At 46.4% G+C, this 17,957-nt stretch carries 20 protein-coding genes; 6 read left to right on the top strand and 14 right to left on the bottom strand.

Annotation, left to right across the window (positions count from 1 at the left end; translation table 11 throughout):
- Positions 1 to 17 precede the first annotated feature (17 nt).
- On the top strand, positions 18 to 527 hold the full coding sequence (locus KNO71_RS07505) for a YjcG family protein (RefSeq protein WP_031421499.1): 510 nt from the start codon (positions 18 to 20) through the stop codon (positions 525 to 527).
- A gap of 2 nt (positions 528 to 529) precedes the next feature.
- On the opposite strand, the gene KNO71_RS07500 is transcribed toward KNO71_RS07505, so the two are convergent.
- A complete protein-coding gene (locus KNO71_RS07500) occupies positions 530 to 718 on the bottom strand; it encodes a hypothetical protein (protein WP_015881231.1) in 189 nt (62 codons plus the stop codon).
- Positions 719 to 801: 83 nt separating this feature from the next.
- Entirely contained in the window at positions 802 to 1,575 is a 774-nt protein-coding gene (fabI, locus tag KNO71_RS07495) for an enoyl-ACP reductase FabI (RefSeq protein WP_214687872.1), read from the bottom strand.
- 149 nt (positions 1,576 to 1,724) lie between these two features.
- On the opposite strand from fabI, the gene KNO71_RS07490 reads away from it, so the two are divergent.
- Positions 1,725 to 2,891 (top strand): FtsW/RodA/SpoVE family cell cycle protein, encoded by a 1,167-nt coding sequence (locus KNO71_RS07490; RefSeq protein ID WP_214687871.1) that lies wholly within the window; start codon positions 1,725 to 1,727, stop codon positions 2,889 to 2,891.
- A gap of 35 nt (positions 2,892 to 2,926) precedes the next feature.
- Here KNO71_RS07490 and KNO71_RS07485 read toward each other — a convergent pair whose 3' ends face one another.
- Genes KNO71_RS07485 through yjbM form a run of 3 tightly spaced genes read right to left on the bottom strand, consistent with a single transcriptional unit; the run spans position 2,927 to position 5,248 of the window.
- A complete protein-coding gene (locus KNO71_RS07485) occupies positions 2,927 to 3,790 on the bottom strand; it encodes an RluA family pseudouridine synthase (protein WP_214687870.1) in 864 nt (287 codons plus the stop codon).
- Between the two features lie 3 nt (positions 3,791 to 3,793).
- The gene (locus KNO71_RS07480) at positions 3,794 to 4,591 is read right to left on the bottom strand and encodes an NAD kinase (protein WP_015881227.1); all 798 of its coding nucleotides are present in this window, start codon (positions 4,589 to 4,591) and stop codon (positions 3,794 to 3,796) included.
- A 12-nt stretch (positions 4,592 to 4,603) separates the two neighbouring features.
- Entirely contained in the window at positions 4,604 to 5,248 is a 645-nt protein-coding gene (yjbM, locus tag KNO71_RS07475) for a GTP diphosphokinase (protein ID WP_214687869.1), read from the bottom strand.
- Between the two features lie 109 nt (positions 5,249 to 5,357).
- Between yjbM and KNO71_RS07470 the strand changes: the two genes are divergently transcribed.
- Together KNO71_RS07470 and KNO71_RS07465 are read left to right on the top strand one after the other, a co-directional pair.
- Positions 5,358 to 5,939, top strand: coding sequence for a CYTH domain-containing protein (locus KNO71_RS07470; protein ID WP_214687868.1), 582 nt, complete (start codon positions 5,358 to 5,360; stop codon positions 5,937 to 5,939).
- Between the two features lie 86 nt (positions 5,940 to 6,025).
- The gene (locus KNO71_RS07465; protein ID WP_214687866.1) at positions 6,026 to 6,799 is read left to right on the top strand and encodes a DsbA family protein; all 774 of its coding nucleotides are present in this window, start codon (positions 6,026 to 6,028) and stop codon (positions 6,797 to 6,799) included.
- A gap of 204 nt (positions 6,800 to 7,003) precedes the next feature.
- On the opposite strand, the gene pepF is transcribed toward KNO71_RS07465, so the two are convergent.
- Genes pepF through cls form a run of 3 tightly spaced genes read right to left on the bottom strand, consistent with a single transcriptional unit; the run spans position 7,004 to position 11,408 of the window.
- The gene (gene pepF / locus KNO71_RS07460) at positions 7,004 to 8,806 is read right to left on the bottom strand and encodes an oligoendopeptidase F (RefSeq protein WP_214687864.1); all 1,803 of its coding nucleotides are present in this window, start codon (positions 8,804 to 8,806) and stop codon (positions 7,004 to 7,006) included.
- Positions 8,787 to 9,884 (bottom strand): competence protein CoiA, encoded by a 1,098-nt coding sequence (locus KNO71_RS07455; protein ID WP_214687862.1) that lies wholly within the window; start codon positions 9,882 to 9,884, stop codon positions 8,787 to 8,789. The genes pepF and KNO71_RS07455 overlap by 20 nt, the downstream gene beginning before the upstream one ends.
- Before the next feature lie 12 nt (positions 9,885 to 9,896).
- Positions 9,897 to 11,408, bottom strand: a complete 1,512-nt coding sequence (gene cls, locus KNO71_RS07450; protein ID WP_214687860.1) for a cardiolipin synthase — start codon at positions 11,406 to 11,408, stop codon at positions 9,897 to 9,899.
- 83 nt (positions 11,409 to 11,491) lie between these two features.
- Between cls and KNO71_RS07445 the strand changes: the two genes are divergently transcribed.
- Positions 11,492 to 12,217: an SDR family NAD(P)-dependent oxidoreductase gene (locus tag KNO71_RS07445; protein WP_214687858.1), complete on the top strand. Its 726-nt coding sequence runs from the start codon at positions 11,492 to 11,494 to the stop codon at positions 12,215 to 12,217.
- Between the two features lie 38 nt (positions 12,218 to 12,255).
- Here the strand turns inward: KNO71_RS07445 and KNO71_RS07440 are convergent, their stop codons facing one another.
- The 4 genes from KNO71_RS07440 to KNO71_RS07425 form a co-directional block, all read right to left on the bottom strand.
- The gene (locus tag KNO71_RS07440) at positions 12,256 to 13,488 is read right to left on the bottom strand and encodes a DUF2254 domain-containing protein (protein ID WP_078146605.1); all 1,233 of its coding nucleotides are present in this window, start codon (positions 13,486 to 13,488) and stop codon (positions 12,256 to 12,258) included.
- 63 nt (positions 13,489 to 13,551) lie between these two features.
- Positions 13,552 to 14,208: an adaptor protein MecA gene (gene mecA / locus KNO71_RS07435; RefSeq protein WP_015881218.1), complete on the bottom strand. Its 657-nt coding sequence runs from the start codon at positions 14,206 to 14,208 to the stop codon at positions 13,552 to 13,554.
- Between the two features lie 171 nt (positions 14,209 to 14,379).
- Positions 14,380 to 14,778: a transcriptional regulator SpxA gene (gene spxA, locus KNO71_RS07430; protein ID WP_015881217.1), complete on the bottom strand. Its 399-nt coding sequence runs from the start codon at positions 14,776 to 14,778 to the stop codon at positions 14,380 to 14,382.
- 177 nt (positions 14,779 to 14,955) lie between these two features.
- Entirely contained in the window at positions 14,956 to 15,093 is a 138-nt protein-coding gene (locus tag KNO71_RS07425; protein WP_015881216.1) for a hypothetical protein, read from the bottom strand.
- A 225-nt stretch (positions 15,094 to 15,318) separates the two neighbouring features.
- Between KNO71_RS07425 and KNO71_RS07420 the strand changes: the two genes are divergently transcribed.
- Entirely contained in the window at positions 15,319 to 15,849 is a 531-nt protein-coding gene (locus KNO71_RS07420; protein ID WP_147536857.1) for an HD domain-containing protein, read from the top strand.
- 77 nt (positions 15,850 to 15,926) lie between these two features.
- On the opposite strand, the gene KNO71_RS07415 is transcribed toward KNO71_RS07420, so the two are convergent.
- Entirely contained in the window at positions 15,927 to 16,877 is a 951-nt protein-coding gene (locus tag KNO71_RS07415; RefSeq protein WP_015881214.1) for an ABC transporter ATP-binding protein, read from the bottom strand.
- A complete protein-coding gene (locus tag KNO71_RS07410) occupies positions 16,877 to 17,950 on the bottom strand; it encodes an ABC transporter ATP-binding protein (protein WP_015881213.1) in 1,074 nt (357 codons plus the stop codon). Before KNO71_RS07410 ends, KNO71_RS07415 begins: the two co-directional genes overlap by 1 nt.
- Positions 17,951 to 17,957 lie beyond the last annotated feature (7 nt).

Here is a 17,957-nt window from a genome sequence, read left to right as displayed (position 1 = left end):
TCAAAGGGGGAAGAGGAATGAAGATTGGGGTAGTCTTATTTCCGTCTAAACAAGTGCAAGATTTTGCGAACTCTTATCGAAAACGCTATGACACAAAATATGCGTTGATTTCACCTCACGTGACCATTAAAGAACGGACAGAGGTGTCAGAAGAAGACTTACCGAAAGTACTCGAGTACTTGCAACAAGTTGCGGATTCGACTAAACCGATTCAGTTAAAAGTCGATGGCGTTCGGTCTTTCGCACCAACGAACAATGTCTTGTACTTAAAAGTGTTGCCGACACGTGATCTGTCGACTCTTCAGCAACGATTGCATGAAGATGTGCTCAGCCAAGCACCGAAATATGAATTCTTGCCGCACATCACGATTGGTCAAGATTTGACCGATGCCGAGCTGTTCGACGTCCTCGAACGTATGCGTATGGAGCAGGTTCATTTCGAAGAGACGATCACTCGGATGGCCGTCATGTATGAACTCGAAAATGAAACATGGAACGTCTATGAGACGTTCCGTTTCCGAGGCTAACCTTATATGCTCCGGTCGACATAGCGACCGGGGTTTTTTTCTTGCTCTTCTTCAAGCCATTCTTCACGTCGAGGTCGGATTCGTTGGACACGTTTGATTCGTGTCACCGGTTCGATGCTCGCTCGACCTGATGGCTGGACTTGTCGGTTGACGTATTGTACGACAGTAAAATCAATCTGATAAGGACCCATGATCTGACCTCCTTCATAGGTCCTTACCCGATTTATTCACGAGGTAATACAAAAATGGCGCATCACTGCGCCATTCCCCAAACTTATAAAATATGGTATCCGCTATCTACATGAATGACTTCTCCGGTCACGCCGCTTCCCATTCCCGAGAGGAGGAAGAGACCTGTCGAAGCCACTTCTTCTGCCGAAACATTTCGACGCAACGGCGCCTTCTGTTCAAGTTCAGAAAGAATACTGTTGAAATCGCCGACCCCTTTGGCTGACAATGTACGAATCGGACCAGCTGAAATGGCGTTGACACGCACACCGTGGGGACCGTATTCGTTCGCCAAATACTTGACGCTCGAATCAAGGGCCGCTTTGGCGACACCCATCAAGTTGTAGTTCGGAACAACACGCTCGCCGCCGAGGTACGTGAGCGTGATGACGGAGGCGTCTTGTGCGAAGTAAGGCTTCGCCGCTTTCACGACTGCCGTCAAACTATATGCTGAGATGTCTAACGCCTGTGCGAACTGACCACGTGTCATTTCTGAGAATTCACCGCGCAATGCTTCTTTGTCAGCAAACGCGATCGAATGCGCGATTCCTTGAATCTCGCCCGCTTGTTCGTGAATCGAACAGAATGTTGAATCAATTGCTTCGTCATTCGTCACATCACACTCAAGTAGGATCGCTTCTTGCTTCAACTCACTTGCGAGTGACTCGAGACCTGATTTGAATCGTTCTGCCGCATACGTTAACACGAGCTTCGCCCCTGCCTCATCAAGCGATTTGGCAATGGCCCATGCAATCGAGCGCTTGTTGGCAATCCCCATGACGACGTACGTTTTATTCGTTAATGTTGGAAAAATTGACATCATAAACTCCCCTTTTTAGTACCTGGTTATAATATCTGTTATCAGATTACAGAAAGGTTTCTGTTTTGTCAACCGACTCGTTACGTATTGCGATTTTTTTAAGTTGCGGTAAGATAAAATACGTATAGAAAGGGTGATTCGACTCCATTATGAACCGTATACAATCATATTTTAAAAGTTTAGATACGACACTGTTGACCATCGTCTTCCTATTGATGATTATCAGTCTCGGTGCAATCTATACCGCTCAACCGATGTTGCCAACGCGACTTCAACATATCAACTTCGCTCTTGAACAAGGCATTCGTTATGTCATCGGCTTTTTTGCGATGTTCGCGATCATGACGATCGAATATGAGCAACTCCGGAAAATCCATTGGTACTTATACGCATTCGGTCTACTTCTGCTCGTCGGTCTGATTCCGCTTCGTGACACGTCGCTCGTACCGAACATCAATGGGGCATATGGATGGTATAACGTGCCTGGATTCAGTTTCCAGCCGGCCGAATTCATGAAGCTCTTTTTATTGATTTCCATGTCGACTATCGTCTACGAGCACAATAAACGTTATGGCTCGTCACAACTCGATACGTGGCTCCTCGTGAAATTGGTATTAGTGGCCATCCCGCCGCTCGGTCTGATTGTGACACAACCGGACTTAGGGACCGGGCTCGTCTTGATGACGATGCTCGGCGCCATCATCATCGTCTCGGGAATCGGTTGGAAGTGGCTTCTCGGTCTCTTCAGCGCCGCGGCTTTGACCATCGGCACGTTCATGTATCTGTTCTTTGCCCATTTCGAAGTCTTGCAAGCGTTCGTACCTGGACACGCGCTCAACCGCTTCCAAGCCTGGATATATCCATACGAATATTCAGATGACTTGGCATTCCAATTGATCAAATCACTACAGGCGATTGGTTCTGGACAGATGTTCGGGGCGGGATACGGTCAAGGACTCGTCTATTTACCGGAATCTCACACGGACTTCATATTTGCCGTTATCGCAGAACACTATGGGTTCATCGGCGCAGCTCTCGTGATCATCGTCTTCTTCCTATTCCTCTATCGGATGATTCACATTGCATTAGAGTCTAGTAGCGCGTTCGGAAGTTATATCGTCACCGGCGTCATCGCCATGTTCACGTTCCAGGTGTTCCAAAACATCGGTATGACGATCGGTGTCTTGCCAATCACCGGACTCACCCTTCCGTTCGTCAGTTACGGGGGGACAGGGATCATCATGAACATGATCGCCATCGGTCTCGTCATGAACGTGGCCTCTAAATCAAAAACCTATATGTTTGATGATGATTGACAAAATCCCTCAAGGTCTAACCTTGAGGGATTTCTTTATATAGTTCGAAAATCTTCCGGAATCGGCGCCTCAATCTGAATCGTATCTCCTGTCATCGGGTGAATGAATCGCGCAGACGCGCTGTGAAGGGCGTGACGGGGCATACGAGCTGTCCCCCCATACATGGAGTCCCCAATGAGCGGATGACCGATATGGCGCAAATGCACGCGAATCTGATGGGTCCGTCCCGTCTCGAGTCGAATCGTCAATAACGAGCCGCTCCCAAACGGCTGACATGCGAGGATGTGCGTGATTGCGCGTTGTCCCTCAGTTGTCACGACTCGCTCCATAATCGAGTTCTCGGCACGCCCGATCGGTACATCAATCGTTTGTGGCGTCACTTCTTTTTCGACCAATGCCTTATACGTACGCATCAATCCATTCGCTTTCTGAAGTTCGCTGAATCGATGATGGATGAATCCGTACTTTGCAAATAAGACGACACCGCTCGTGTCACGATCGAGTCGATTGATCACATGAATCGCAGATGACAGACCGATGCGTTGATAATAGCCAAGTACAGCGTTCGCAAGTGTATCGGTCGGATGTAGTCGTGATGGGATCGTGGCAATCCCTGCCGGTTTATCGACCGCCAACAGCGTATCGTCTTCATACAGAATTCGAATCGGTCTTTCCGAAGCGACCATGTCGAGTGATGGGGATTCGGGCGGGAATCGGACGATTACTTCATCTCCTGGTTCGAGTTCATGCCTTACGGTGCGGTGCATGCCATTCACTTCAATATCGCCTTCATGCTTCACGAGCGTGAGCATCTTTCGAGAAATGCCCATATCTTGCATTAAAAAGTCGCGAAGTGGGATGGCTTTCTCCACAACGCGACGAATCGTAAACCCTTGCATTCGTTACTTTCCTTCCTCGATGAACGATTCGCGAACTCGGCGCCAGAATGGGAAGGGCCGGAAACGAGCGAACGTCACTTTTTCTTTTGCGACCGCGCATCGAATCGAGACGACATCCGACCAGGACAACGCTTCCTGATGGTCAAACGCCAATTCAAATTCGGTTTTCGTGTGCGGCTTGATTTTCACTTGATGGTGTTTTGGTAAGAGAAGCGGTGCGCCAATCGTTCGATACACTAGGTTGTTGATCGAAGCCATCTCGGTCACTTGAATGGCTTCGATCGATGGGTGAACGATCGCTCCGCCGAGTGCCTTATTATAGGCGGTCGAACCCGATGGTGTCGAAATACATAACCCATCTCCACGGAACGTTTCAAAGTAATCGTCTCGAATCGATAAATCACAGACGAGCGTTCGCTTGTAGTTCTTAATCGTACAGTCATTCATCGCCAATCGACGATCGGTCTCTCCGTTCTCATAGTCAATGAGCACTTCAACGAGCGGATAGGAGACTGGCTCGAACGATTCACTCGTGATCATCTCAGTCAGTTCATCCAACTCATCCGGCTGCCAATCGGCATAAAAGCCGAGATGCCCGGTATGAATCCCGACAAGGAGCGTTTCATCGAGTCGATCGATGTATTTATGAAACGCCTGTAACATCGTCCCGTCCCCTCCGACCGATACTACGATTCGGGGCTCTTCCGATAATGTATGTCCGGCGGCTTGAAGTTTTTCAGTCAGTTCCTGGGCGATTTCCGCTGATCGCGTATCTCCCCTCGATACAATCGCAAACTGCATATCGGTTTCCCCCTAGTCTTCATCCGTTTTCACGTTCATCTCTTTATCCCGAAACACTTGCTGGGCGTCCTGAATTTCAACGCGGAGTTGGCTCATCTCGGCATCGAGTAAAAAGGCCGCCTCGGCTGCGCGTCTCAATCGTTCCTGCACTTCAAGAGGCATGTCGCCATCATATTTATAATTCAATGAATGCTCGATCGTGGCCCAGAAATTCATCGCAAGCGTGCGGATTTGCACTTCCACGAGCGTCGGGATTTCACCGTGAATCGTTTGGACCGGGTACTCGATGATGACATGATACGATCGATAACCCGAATCTTTCTGATGGGTAATATAATTCCGTTCTTCCACTATTTTAAAATCTGTTCGACGATGTAGCAAATCCAAGACGTGAACGATATCATCGACAAATTGGCACATGATTCGTAATCCCGCTATATCTTGCATATCCGTCGCCAATTCATGGTCAGCGATATTCTTTCGTTTCGCTTTCTCAAGAATGCTCCCGACCGGCTTCACTCGACCTGTGACAAATTCAATCGGAGAATGGTCATTTTGGGATTTGAACTGCTTACGAACGGCTTTCAATTTGACTTTCAACTCGTCTACCGCAATTTGATACGGCACTAAAAACTGATCCCAGTTCATTGATTGCATACGCTGTCACCACTTTCGTTCTTTTCCGGAAAAAACGCGTCCTTTCCGTATGTATCCGTTTGTATGGTATCATAAACGAACAATTGTTCATAGAATGGAGCGATGATTCATGACCCAAGAAGTGGAAATTGAATTTAAATCAATGTTGACGAAAGACGAGTATGAGACACTCCTACGTGCCTATCAGCTTGATGACCAGGTTCGTTGGCAAGCGAATGACTATTTCGACACTCCTACCTTTCAGCTAAAAGCGAACGGGGCGGCTCTTCGGATTCGCGAGAAGAAACAAGGTCAAGTGCTGACGTTGAAGCAACCAAACGAGGTCGGATTGCTTGAGACACATGCCACTATTACAGAAGATGAGGCTGAGGATCTGTTTAAGTACGGAATCATCCATGACGAGCAAATGAAGCAGGCACTGGCCCCGTTCCAGCTGAATGCACCGCTCGAACATCTCGGTCGACTCGAGACAAATCGGGCAGAGTTACAGATAGAAGACGGTCTACTCGTTTTGGACGAAAGCCATTATTTGGAGACGAGCGACTACGAAATAGAATTTGAAGTGACGAATGAAGAAGAGGGAAAACGTGCGTTCGAAGGACTGCTTGCAAAACACGGTCTCCCCTATCGTCCCGCCAAAAATAAAATCGTCCGATTCATGGAATTAAAAATGAGTCGGTTGGAAGGTTGAGCAGATACATTGCCAACCTTTTTTTTTCGTTGCTACAATGAGTTTACAAAGTTAAATGAGTTTTTTAACGAGAGGAGGCGACACAAATGGAACTTGAACAATGTAATGGGTCATCCTGTTCACTGGAAGAAACTCCTATTCAAGTAACGTATAAGCCATTGGAGTTATTCTATTTCATGGACATCTCAAGTCCAGAGAACTTTCATGTGATGACACTAATCAAAAAGTTAGAGATTGAATACGAACATGTGATTCGTTTTCGAATGGTCTCTACCGTTCCTAGCTGTGTTGGCGGATGTCAGGAAGAAGTTCGCCTTCTCACCATGATCAAAGCGCTGGAATTACAAGGGAAACGTCATGCGATGCGCTTCTTGCGTCATTTGCATGTGAATGATCTATTCTCTGGTGAACAACTTGGTTCAATCGATTTATGGGAAATTGCACGTTCTTTCGAAGAGTATGGCCTTGATTTAAGTGAACTTGAAGCCGATCTTCAATCGAACCAGCTCTTGAATGCATTAGCTGTCGACCATCAAGTGTTGAAAGATTGGGAGATTGAGTCATTGCCCGCACTCACGTTCGTGACGCGCGATGAAGCATTGAAGATTGAAGGGGTATATCCGTACGATGTCTATCAATCGGTCATGACTGAATTGTTAGGTTATGCACCGAGCCGTACGACCAATTGGGATGTAGCCAAAGTGTTGGCACGCTATGATGCTTCGACCATCACAGAGCTATCGTACATTCTAGACATGGAGAAGACAGTGATTGAACGCGAATTGAAGAAGCTCTCCCTGCAACAGCGTTGCCGTCCTGTGCCAGGATGTAGCGGTGAAGCGTGGGCTCAAACGAAATAAAAAAGAACCCCATGGCCGGGGAGCCATGGGGTTTTTGACGTCTCAAGCGGGGACAAGAGACATCGAACCTTGAGGCCCGGGGAAGGCCTACAAGATGGGAGAAAGTTTACGGTCAATAAAGGGGTTTGTGATTGATTTCACACTTATAATATACCTAGAACAGAATCACCTGACAACCTCTTTGTGCACATTGTCACATATTGTTCAAGAGAACAATAATGATTCCATTTCATCAAGAACTGCCTCGAACTGATCGAGCGCCTTCAATACCGGCTCCTTCGTCGTCATATCGACACCAGCCGCCTTCAGCACCTCAATCGGATAGTCACTAGAACCCGCCTTCAAGAAGTTATCGATATAACGACGTACGGCTGGCTCCCCTTCTTCCATGATCTGTTGTGACAGTGCAGCAGATGCCGAAATCCCTGTCGCATATTGATAGACGTAGTAGTTGTAATAGAAGTGTGGGATGCGCGCCCACTCATATGAAATCTCTTCATCGATGACAATCTCGTCTCCGAAATAGCGTTTGTTCAACTCGAGGTACGTTTCATTTAAGTACTCCGGAGTGAGCGATACGCCTTCTTGAGCAGCTTGATGAATCATGTGTTCGAATTCAGCGAACATCGTTTGACGGAACAATGTTCCACGGAACGTTTCAAGCTGATTGTTCAGCAAGTAGAGACGCTCCTCTTTCGCTGTTCTCGTTTTCAACAAATGGTCATTCAACAAAGCTTCGTTCGTCGTCGACGCCACTTCTGCAACGAAGATTGAGTAATCGCCATATGGATATGGTTGCGATGTGCGTGTGTAATGACTATGCACAGAGTGTCCGAACTCGTGTGCGAGCGTGAACAAGTTATTGACGTTATCTTGCCAGTTCATGAGGATGAACGGTTGCGTATCGTACGCTCCCGAGGAGTAAGCACCGCTACGCTTACCACGCGTCTCTCGCACATCGACCCAACGCGACTCGAGACCGTCTTTGACAATTTGGACGTACTCTTCTCCGAGTGGTGCCAAACCATCTACCATCCATTGTTTCGCTTCCTCGTATGACACTTTCATCTCGACATCTTTGACGAGCGGTGTGTAGAGGTCATACATATGCAACTCATCTAAGCCGAGCGCTCGCTTACGTAACGCGACATAACGATGTAACAAGTCGAGTCGTTCGTTCACTGCTTCTACAAGGCCGTCGTATACAGACTCCGGAATCGCATTATGGTGGAGTGCGGACTGTCTTGCACTTTCAAATTTACGCACAGTCGCATAGAAGTTATCTTTCTTCACACTTCCTGACAATGTCGAGGAGAACGTATTCAAATATTGCGCGTACGTCCCGTACATCGCTTTAAATGCCCCTTCGCGGACGCTTCGGTCAGCCGATTCAAGGAACGTGATATATCGACCGTGCGTCAACTCGACTTCTTCCCCTTTTTCATTTTTCACTTTCGGGAATTTCAAGTCCGCGTTGTTGAGCATACCGAACGTCGAGCTCGATTGACCGAGCACATCTCCCGCTTGTGCCAAAATGGCTTCTTCTGCCTCTGTCAATACGTGCGGACGCTCAAGTGCCAACTCATCGAATGCATGACGATAAACGCGAAGTGACTCATTCTCCTCCATGAAGGCTTCAATCTGATTCTCATCAATCGAAAGCAACTCAGGTGTCATAAATGCGAGTTGCGCTGAAACTTGAGAAGCAAGTGAGCCGGCACGATCATTCAATGCTTGATAATGGCTATTCGCCGTATCTTCGTCATAGCGCATATGCGCATACGTATATAGCTTATGTAACTGACGTGAGAGATCGTCCCGAAGTTGCAACGCTTCGTATAACGTCTCCGCCGACTCCCCAAGGCGTCCTTTAAATCCAATCAATTCCGGTACTTTCTCTTTTAACGCTTGAAAATCCGATTCCCAAGCCTCGTCATTGCTGTAGACGGTCTCTAAGTTCCACGTTTCTTCCACTGGAACTTGTTGTCTAGTCAATACCTCTGACATACGTCCACTTCCTTTTCGATGATTTAGTCGATTGTAAGATCAATCGCTGAAGTCCTTGAAACAAACGTGTATCGTGATGTCTGGCCTCCTCGTAATGCTTCGGATGCGGCCATGACCTGACATCACAGGATAGACGACTCGCATTCAAGAGTTGTTTCCATTGTACATGAAATGACTGGGAAAAGTCGCTTGTCGGTGTCACCCCAAATTGTCGACACGTTTTTTGAATACTCCATTCCACGGAATCGTGAGGTGACTCGTAGCGATTCAAATAAAGAACGGTTTGAAAATCAATCGGATGCACACGAATTCCCCAAAGCGATGATAGCGGAAGGTAACAGGCGGTCGGTAATAATGCGGGTAACAGACCAAGTGGATAGAGCCGATTCAATATGAGCCGTCGATTTAACGGAGATGGGTAAAGAGGCGACATCCGTTTACGACGAATCATCTCTGTCCATTCAAAAGCATCGAACCGGTAGTAAGCTTCGTACGGTGACGTGTTCACGGATGATGAGATTTCCCAGCTTCCGATTCCGTACTTAATCGAAATCGGAAATCCATTGAAGCGTAACAATCTCCCATTTCTCACCGTCAACAACCGATGTCTCTGAAACATTTCTAGACGCATCCATGGTTTAAACGATTGATTGCTTCTCAAATCGAGACCGCTCGCAATCCAAATGACATCAAGCCCCGCTCGTCGATAATCAATCGTTCGCTCGGCGTATTCTTCCGGTCGCAAGGGAGATGCCTGAATTTCGAACACGGTGTGCTGCCCGTCCATGTTCGTGAGGATGTCAGCCCGACGATTCTTAATCGTCACTTCTTGCTCGACTGGATACCCTTTCTCTTGAAGCCACTGGCACACCGCCCATTTATCCTGATGGTGCGTGACCGATTCAGCCCTCCCACAGGTGTGGATATGCGCAAAATGTAGCCGTCGCTTCACACCTTGCTTCACAATCAATACTTCCTGACAAGTCGGACATCGAAAAGGAGCAAGTTGCTCTGCTTGCATCCGATTTAATGTAAAGGAATCAATGATATCCCCTTCCCGATCGATTGCAAACCGCATCTTGCTCCCTCCTCATAGCAATGGTGAAAACATTCTGGCTAATGATTCAACGAGTTTGATAAAGAATGACCGTTTCGCGAACTCTTCTAATACGAGTTCGTGAGACCCTTCGAAATCATCATATAAGTCTTGTTTCAGTTGATGGACTGAGTTCGTGTTATAGAGGAGCGCATTGACCTCGAAGTTCAAATGAAAGCTCCGAAAATCCATATTCGCCGTCCCAATCGTGGCTAATCCATCATCCACCACGATGACTTTTGAATGCATGAATCCCTTCTCATATAGATAGATCTTTACCCCGGCGAGTAACAGTTCTTCGTAATAGGACCGACTCGCGTAGAACACGATTTTATGGTCGGGATAACTCGGTAAGACGATGCGGACATCAATTCCTGATAATGATGCCGTCTTTAAGGCACTCATAATGTCCTCATCCGGAATCAAGTAAGGTGACGAAATGTAGACAGATTTCTTCGCAGCATTGATGAGTGAAAAGTAAATGGACTTCATCGTCTCATACGGTTCATCCGGTCCACTCGCAACGATTTGGACACCTCCGCTCGCACTTCTTACCGTTTCAAGCGGCTCTAGATAGAACGGTGTGAACAGGCGTTCCCCGGTCATGTAATACCAATCTTGCAAGAAAATCAATTGTAGTTCAGATACCCCTTCTCCTCTGACATACAGATGGGTGTCGCGCCAAAACCCGAACTTAGAGTGCTCACCCAAGTACTCATCCCCTACATTCAAGCCACCTGTGAATGCCTCCGTACCATCGATGACCACGATTTTCCGATGGTTGCGATAGTTCGTCTTACTTGAAACGAGTGGCAATACAACTGGAAAGAATGCATGGACTTGGACACCGGCTTGCTTCATCTCTTCAAAGAACGTGCCGCTCGTATGAATGGACCCGACGGCATCATACAAAAATCGGACTTCGACCCCCGCCTTCGCTTTTTCGATCAAGATTCGCTGTATTTCCCGAGAAATACGATCTTCCCGGAAAATATAATACTCTAGATGGATGTGTCGGGACGCTCCTTTCAGAGCCGGCAATAACTTCGAAAATTTTTCACGGCCGTTCGTCAAGATTTGCGTATACGTATTCGATGAGACCGGTAGCTGGTTCAACGAAGAAGTCAAATGCATCAGCTTCTCGTAATCGTCGTGGGCGAACATGAGGGACGGCGATAACGTCATCGCTTTCTGACGATAGGCCAAGTACGTCTCTTCATCAAGCATCGCTTTTTCTTTGAACATTCGTTTACGGCGATAGTTCTGACCGAATACAAAGTATGCGAATAATCCGATGACCGGAAAACCAATCATGACAATTGCCCAAATGAGCGTACGTTGTGGATTTCGATTTTCAAGTAAGATGACGAGCAATATGCTGAACGTTGTCAAAAAGACGAGAATCGAGAACAATCCGATTACTTGTGAGCTCCAGTAATACGATAATATCGCAATGAGTCCTGCGAGCAAAATGAGGGAAAAGAGTACTTGTATGCGTCGCAACATATTATAAGCTGACCTCGTTTCTGTCATGTATTATCATTAATTATACATCGTAACGTCATCTTTTTGAGGGGAGCGAATGAATTATGGGGACTTTTCTGATCACAGGTGCGACAAGTGGGATTGGTCGCGCCGTCGCTTTGCAGTTGACTGGTAAGGGGCACCGTGTCATCGGGATCGGTCGGGACGAAACAAGAGGTGCCGCCCTTGAGTCTGATTCAAATGGACAAGCCATATTTATTCGATGTGACCTTGCTTCGATAGAGGACATCGACCATCTTTTCTCTCAATTGAAAGAACAAGGTGTGACCTTGAACGGATTATTCAATAACGCTGCTACTTTTGGTAGACCGGGCACACCTGAACGTTTGACACATGAGTCGTATAACGAGGTATTCGATGTCAACTTGTATGCGCTGAACACCGTCACACAACGTGCCATTCCCCTATTTGACCAAGGAGCGAGTGTCGTCAACAATGCTGCCATCGTTGGGCACGTCAAGTTCCCTCCGATGCTCGCGCACTATGCCGCTTCAAAGGCGGCCGTAATAGCCTTAACTAAAACGTTCGCACACCGAATGAAAGGAAAAGTAAGATTCAATGCCGTTTGTTTTGGACCGATTGACACACCGCTCAGTCACAAGCTATATGGGGGTGAAGCAAAGTTCAAAGAGGCGATGACCCACCATTTCCGGGGACATGCCGCACATCCTGAAGAAGTGGCGCCGGTCGTAGAATTTTTATTGACTGATGCTTCAACTTACATTAACGGCCAAGCCATCACAGTCGATGGCGGATATACATTGTCTTGAACAGAGACCACCTCTTCTTTAGAACAGGTGGTCTCTACTCATGTCGTCATCTTTTTAGCCCGATTCATTTTATTGCGCAAATAGTTCTGTTCTTTCGCATGAAGACGATCCCAATCAATCACATCCGCAAAATATTGAATCATGTCCTCAAATGTCGAATCGAGTGTTTCATGTGCTTGGAGGCGCGCCATTCGAATCGCCTCGAACACGGACCCCATCACAAAGATATCTCGGCTCGCATAAGTCTGCATCGGCGATAGCGATTCAAATAGAATCGTCTCAAGCGTTTTTCGTTTCACATGCCAGTCAGACTTCCCGTTCGAATACAAAAAATCACCATCTGGTAATTCACAAAGTTCTCTTAAAATATCCCCGATGTAATGAATCGCATGAATTGCGGTGTTCGGATCATTGATTCCTGGAGAGATTCCTCTTAGCGCAATCTCACTCAATTTTTCAATCGCAAATGACGGGTCTTGCATCGAAGAACGCACTTCCCCAATCTCAAATAACTCGATATCCGGTGCGTCCTCGCCTTTCCAAAACCCGAGTAAATCACCTTTGGCAACGAAATCCCCGACGGCTACGACGGACTCAAAGTCCGTTTCATGATCTCCTTGTTTCTCTCTTAAAAACAATCGGATGTACCCCGTTTGCGGAGCTCGTACCGCTTGACCTTCCAATGAATGGACAGATCGAGGCAAGACGAGATGAACCTCATCCGACTCAATCGCATCTTTTTGCTCGCTGATGACGGAGAGCGCTTCTTTATGTAACGCGGATAATAGACGTTCCGCCTGAATCGAAACACTGATCGTCTGGATGAACTTGACGAATGCCCAAATCGAACCAATAACTAAGAGCACACTGATCCCGGACGACAACACGACGCCTTCATCTGCCGTACGGACGAGGAATAGGTTCGAAATTCCATAAACCGTCGTCATGATGAAAAGACCGAGCGTATGCTTGGCCGACGTGTTCGTCAAAAAGTTATTGATTGTCCGGGGAGAGAACTGAGAGGAATACGTTGTCAATACGACCAGAATCGTGGAAAAACTGAACGTCATCATCGTCATCAGGCTCGTAAATGTCGAAGACAACACAGACGCCGCTGAGTCCAGGTCTAAATAAATAAAGCCTGGTAATAAATCACGAAAGAAATCCCCAAACACTTGGGTTAATGCCGTTAATACGATGCCACCCGTTCCGTATAAAAATGGGACAAACCATGCACTGTCATCAAGTAGTAATCGAATTCGTCTCACCATACCAACACCTCTTTACCGTCGATTTGAAAAAATCGCCTGTCCAACTGAACAGGCGATGTGTCATTAGAAATAGTGACGCACTTTCGCAAAGACGTCGCCATCGAGAATGAGTTTTCCATACTCTTCAAGCATCGGTTGCGTCTGTGTGCTGAATGTTAAATATTCTGCTAAAAGACTGAGTGCATTCTCTTCGTCTTCCGGTTCCATTTCATCCGGGAAATCAATCCACAAGTAGTAACGGTCTTGATAATGGTATAGTTTCAAATCAAGATCGCTGAACATGTCTCCTGTACGTTTACTCAGCGAAATGATTGCCTCGAAATCATTTGTTTCCATCGCGAGTGGTGCCCAAGCATCTGCCTCGGCTTCAAGTTCATCCAACTCACTCAATTGGTCGAGTACCGATTGTTGATCCCGTGCCTCATCGATTGCTGATCGAAGAAGCGAACCGAGTTCAGAATCGTCTTCCGTGTCCATTACATTTTTCGCGATTGTCACAGTCACTTCTAGACCTTTTTCAAAAGCTTGTACTTGAATCCATAGTGGACCATCAAACGAGATGTCTTCACGTTCGTGAGCCTCGTCCATCATTTGCCAGAACAGCTGCTCGCCACGTTCTCGGTTGTACCAAATTTCATCACGAGCAAAACCACGTTTTTCGATATCCACGTATGTGATGAAAAATTTGACGGTATTATCATTGATGCGCTCAATTTTCACGATTGTCCACTCCCTTCTCACCTCACTCCCAATTCACATAAGGAGGAGAGGGGAAATTGTCTTGTTATCTTTGTACCCTTTTTAACATCGTTCAATCTAGATGAAGGGTTATAACTTTATTTTATAGGAAATAATCGATAATAAAAAGCACACTGCTTAAACAGTATGCTCTCATTCATTCACAAGTCGCTGGGCTTCCTGTAATTGGAACGTCCGAACTTTACGTGGCAAGAATCGACGAATCTCATCTTCGTTATATCCGACCTGTAAACGTTTCTCATCAATCAGAATCGGACGACGTAAAAGACCTGGATATTCTTGAATCAAATCGTAAAGCTGTTGAAGAGATAACGCATCAACAGACACATCGATTTTAGAAAAGACTTTCGAGCGAGTCGAAATGATTTCATCCGTCCCGTCTTCTGTCATACGTAAAATTTGTTTAATCTCATTCAATGAGAGCGGTTCTGAAAATATGTTTCGTTCTGTAAACGGGATATCATGTTCTTCGAGCCAAGCCCGTGCCTTTCGGCAAGATGTACAGCTTGGAGACGTATAAAGTGTGACCATTTTTCTTCCTCCCTGATCGAGTATGCGTCCATCTTTTTAAGTGACTCTATTTGTATACCCAAATTCGCATCCACTTAATTATAGTAATTCTTATTTATCAAAACTTCAATGATATTCTTTATCAATCAGATATGAAAAGAGGGCGCATTCGTTGAATGCGACCTTGAACGACCTAACTTAAGACGCAGGGATTCGAGAAACCGGTTGAGACACCGTCTCTTTCCCTGGCTTGACTTGTAAGTCTTTCAACTTTTTCTTCAATACTTCTTTCAAAAGTCTCTTTTTCTCTCGCAGAACTTTGTCACGTTCTTTCATGGCCTCTCACCCCCATACAGCGTAAGGAACCAACCGAGCATTACCGATTCTGAAAATCTTGAAGTTGCACTATATCTACATTTAAATTATAGCACACTCGTTTGTGAAATGTGAATCATTCTTATACATTCATCTCAAATTTAAACGGATATCGTTTGCAATGACTTGAAGAAACCTGTATAGTTTATAGAAATAACCTTTTTATTTTTAAGGAGGAGAGCGATTATGAGAATCACTTTAGAAACGATTATGAAACATCCGGTTACCCAAAAATATTTAACTCGATCTGGCTTAAAACATGCGGTCGACGTCTGTGAACGCGCTCTCGAAATGGCAACGAAACGTGGTCTTGATACAGATTTGGCGACGAAAGCTGCGCTTCTTCATGATATCGGACACTATGAATGGTATACAGAAGGTAAATGGAATTATGATTTGTATCGTCAGAACGATATCCATGCGATCAAGGGGGCCGAACGCGCCCACAAATTATTGATTCGTTTAGGGGAAGATCCAGCCCGAGCAAAAGAGATTTCTGTCATGATTCTCTTGCACACGGATTCCTACCTACCACCGAGTCGTATTCAACGAACTCCACTTCAACAGCTCGTCCATGACGCGGACACGTATGTGGAGCAGCCAGGCGGTCTTCATCATTACGAGACAATGGAAATTGAAGATGCGTTAGCTCGCGTCCGTCAAATCGACGCCATCGTGGAACGTCTTTCTAATTTACCACGCATCTCGAACGGATAATCAGTCACCTACTTTAATAGGTGATTTTTTTGTGCAAAAAAAATCCTGACTCAATAAATGAGTCAGGATTGATTTCGTTATACGAGTTGCGCTTTATACGCTTCGTACTCTTCGTCTGTGAGCGAGACATAGTGCCCCGGCTCAACTTCGCGAAGTGGCGGGATACTTGAATCTTCATCTGAACGTCCGACTGGACCTTTTGATGTTGACTCGTATACGATCCGCTTACGTGTACGTTCATGCTCCGGGTCCGGAAGCGGAATCGCTGAAAGGAGCGATTTCGTGTATGCATGAATTGGGTTCTCGTAAAGGCGATCTGCTGTCGCAAGCTCTACGAGGTGACCTTGATACATAACACCGATACGGTCAGAGATGTATTTAACCATCGACAAGTCGTGGGCGATGAACAAATACGTCAAATCGCGATCGCGTTGCAATTCTTTCATCAAGTTGACGACCTGCGCTTGAATTGAAACGTCAAGTGCTGAGATCGGCTCATCGGCGATGATGAAGTCCGGTTCAACCGCAAGAGCACGGGCAATCCCGATACGCTGACGCTGACCACCTGAGAATTCATGTGGATAACGGCTTGCGTGCTCTTTTGTCAAACCAACTGTTTCAAGAAGGTCATATACGCGATTCATGCGGTCTTCTTTCGTTTTCGCAAGACCATGAATATCGATTCCTTCTGCGATGATATCAGCGACCGTCATACGCGGATTGAGCGAGGCGTATGGATCTTGGAAAATCATCTGCATCGCACGGTTGAATTTCAACTTGTCTGCTTTTGATTTTTTATCGTGAACGTTTTCGCCTTTGAACACAACATCGCCATCCGTCGCATCGTAGAGACCGATAATTGTACGTCCTGTCGTTGACTTACCGCAACCAGACTCACCTACGAGCCCAAGCACTTCACCTTTGTAAATATCGAATGAGATTCCGTCGACCGCTTTGACAACACGGCCACGACCAATTTTAAAGTGCTGCTTCAGGTTTTTTACCTCGAGTAATTTCTCGCGTTCCATTATTCAGCACCACCTTTCGTAAACGATTTTGCGAACGCACTGTCTGGACGATATTTGAGAGCGAGTTCACGAATCGCACGTGGCGGATTAACCGCTGGTGCTTGTGGGTGTAACAACCAACTTGAAGCAAAGTGTGTATCACTTACTTGGAACATCGGTGGCTCTTTCTCAAAATCAATCTTCATCGCGTATGGATTACGCGGTGCGAACGCATCCCCTTTTGGAGGATCGAGCAAGTTCGGAGGCGTACCCGGGATTGCCGGTAACGCTTCATTGCGGTCATCCGTCGGACGTGGCATCGAACCGAGAAGTCCCCATGTGTATGGGTGACGTGGTTCGTAGAAAATTTCATCAACCGTTCCTTTTTCAACGAGACGTCCCGCATACATAACAGCTACACGGTCAGCCATGTTCGCAACAACGCCAAGGTCGTGCGTGATGAAGATAATCGCTGTGCCGGTCTTTTGCTGAATATCTTTTAACAGTTCAAGAATCTGCGCTTGAATCGTTACGTCGAGTGCTGTTGTCGGTTCATCGGCAATCAACACTTTTGGGTTACATGCGAGTGCGATCGCAATAACGATCCGTTGTCGCATCCCACCAGAAAGTTGGTGTGGATACTGTTTCAAGCGTGCTTCAGGGTTTGGAATCCCTACAAGTGTCAACAATTCGAGCGTACGTTTCTTCGCATCCTCACCCGTTAACCCTTGGTGCTGTTTCAACCCTTCTGCGATTTGCTTGTAAATCGTCATCGTCGGGTTGAGCGATGTCATCGGGTCTTGGAAAATCATTGCGATGTCGCGACCACGAATTTTAAGCATTTCTTTTTCCGAAAGTTTCGCCAAGTCTTTTCCTTCGAACATGATTTCTCCGTTCGTGATTTCACCTGGAGGGTTCGGAATGAGACGCATAATTGCCTTCGAAGTAACGGATTTACCTGAACCCGATTCTCCTACGATGGCGAGCGTCTCGCCTTTTTTCAAATCAAACGAAACACCACGAACAGCCTGAACTGTTCCTGCATATGTGTGGAACGAGACCTCTAAGTCTCGGACTGATAAAATCGTTTCCATGCACGAG

It is taken from the genome of Exiguobacterium sp. s163, from assembly GCF_018617135.1.
Lineage (GTDB): Bacteria > Bacillota > Bacilli > Exiguobacteriales > Exiguobacteriaceae > Exiguobacterium > Exiguobacterium profundum.
This window is presented reverse-complemented; position numbering and strand designations above follow the sequence as displayed.

What these genes read in the sequence shown, in the direction of transcription:
- KNO71_RS07470 (WP_214687868.1), top strand. Translation starts at nt 5,358, where the DNA reads ATGACCCAAGAAGTGGAAATTGAATTTAAATCAATGTTGACGAAAGAC.
- KNO71_RS07415 (WP_015881214.1), bottom strand. Translation starts at nt 16,877, where the DNA reads ATGGAACGCGAGAAATTACTCGAGGTAAAAAACCTGAAGCAGCACTTT.
- KNO71_RS07505 (WP_031421499.1), top strand. Translation starts at nt 18, where the DNA reads ATGAAGATTGGGGTAGTCTTATTTCCGTCTAAACAAGTGCAAGATTTT.
- KNO71_RS07425 (WP_015881216.1), bottom strand. Translation starts at nt 15,093, where the DNA reads ATGAAAGAACGTGACAAAGTTCTGCGAGAGAAAAAGAGACTTTTGAAA.
- KNO71_RS07485 (WP_214687870.1), bottom strand. Translation starts at nt 3,790, where the DNA reads ATGCAAGGGTTTACGATTCGTCGCGTTGTGGAGAAAGCCATCCCACTT.
- KNO71_RS07465 (WP_214687866.1), top strand. Translation starts at nt 6,026, where the DNA reads ATGGAACTTGAACAATGTAATGGGTCATCCTGTTCACTGGAAGAAACT.
- yjbM (WP_214687869.1), bottom strand. Translation starts at nt 5,248, where the DNA reads ATGCAATCAATGAACTGGGATCAGTTTTTAGTGCCGTATCAAATTGCG.
- KNO71_RS07480 (WP_015881227.1), bottom strand. Translation starts at nt 4,591, where the DNA reads ATGCAGTTTGCGATTGTATCGAGGGGAGATACGCGATCAGCGGAAATC.
- KNO71_RS07445 (WP_214687858.1), top strand. Translation starts at nt 11,492, where the DNA reads ATGGGGACTTTTCTGATCACAGGTGCGACAAGTGGGATTGGTCGCGCC.
- KNO71_RS07410 (WP_015881213.1), bottom strand. Translation starts at nt 17,950, where the DNA reads ATGGAAACGATTTTATCAGTCCGAGACTTAGAGGTCTCGTTCCACACA.
- cls (WP_214687860.1), bottom strand. Translation starts at nt 11,408, where the DNA reads ATGTTGCGACGCATACAAGTACTCTTTTCCCTCATTTTGCTCGCAGGA.
- KNO71_RS07500 (WP_015881231.1), bottom strand. Translation starts at nt 718, where the DNA reads ATGGGTCCTTATCAGATTGATTTTACTGTCGTACAATACGTCAACCGA.
- spxA (WP_015881217.1), bottom strand. Translation starts at nt 14,778, where the DNA reads ATGGTCACACTTTATACGTCTCCAAGCTGTACATCTTGCCGAAAGGCA.
- pepF (WP_214687864.1), bottom strand. Translation starts at nt 8,806, where the DNA reads ATGTCAGAGGTATTGACTAGACAACAAGTTCCAGTGGAAGAAACGTGG.
- KNO71_RS07490 (WP_214687871.1), top strand. Translation starts at nt 1,725, where the DNA reads ATGAACCGTATACAATCATATTTTAAAAGTTTAGATACGACACTGTTG.
- fabI (WP_214687872.1), bottom strand. Translation starts at nt 1,575, where the DNA reads ATGTCAATTTTTCCAACATTAACGAATAAAACGTACGTCGTCATGGGG.
- KNO71_RS07455 (WP_214687862.1), bottom strand. Translation starts at nt 9,884, where the DNA reads ATGCGGTTTGCAATCGATCGGGAAGGGGATATCATTGATTCCTTTACA.
- KNO71_RS07420 (WP_147536857.1), top strand. Translation starts at nt 15,319, where the DNA reads ATGAGAATCACTTTAGAAACGATTATGAAACATCCGGTTACCCAAAAA.
- KNO71_RS07440 (WP_078146605.1), bottom strand. Translation starts at nt 13,488, where the DNA reads ATGGTGAGACGAATTCGATTACTACTTGATGACAGTGCATGGTTTGTC.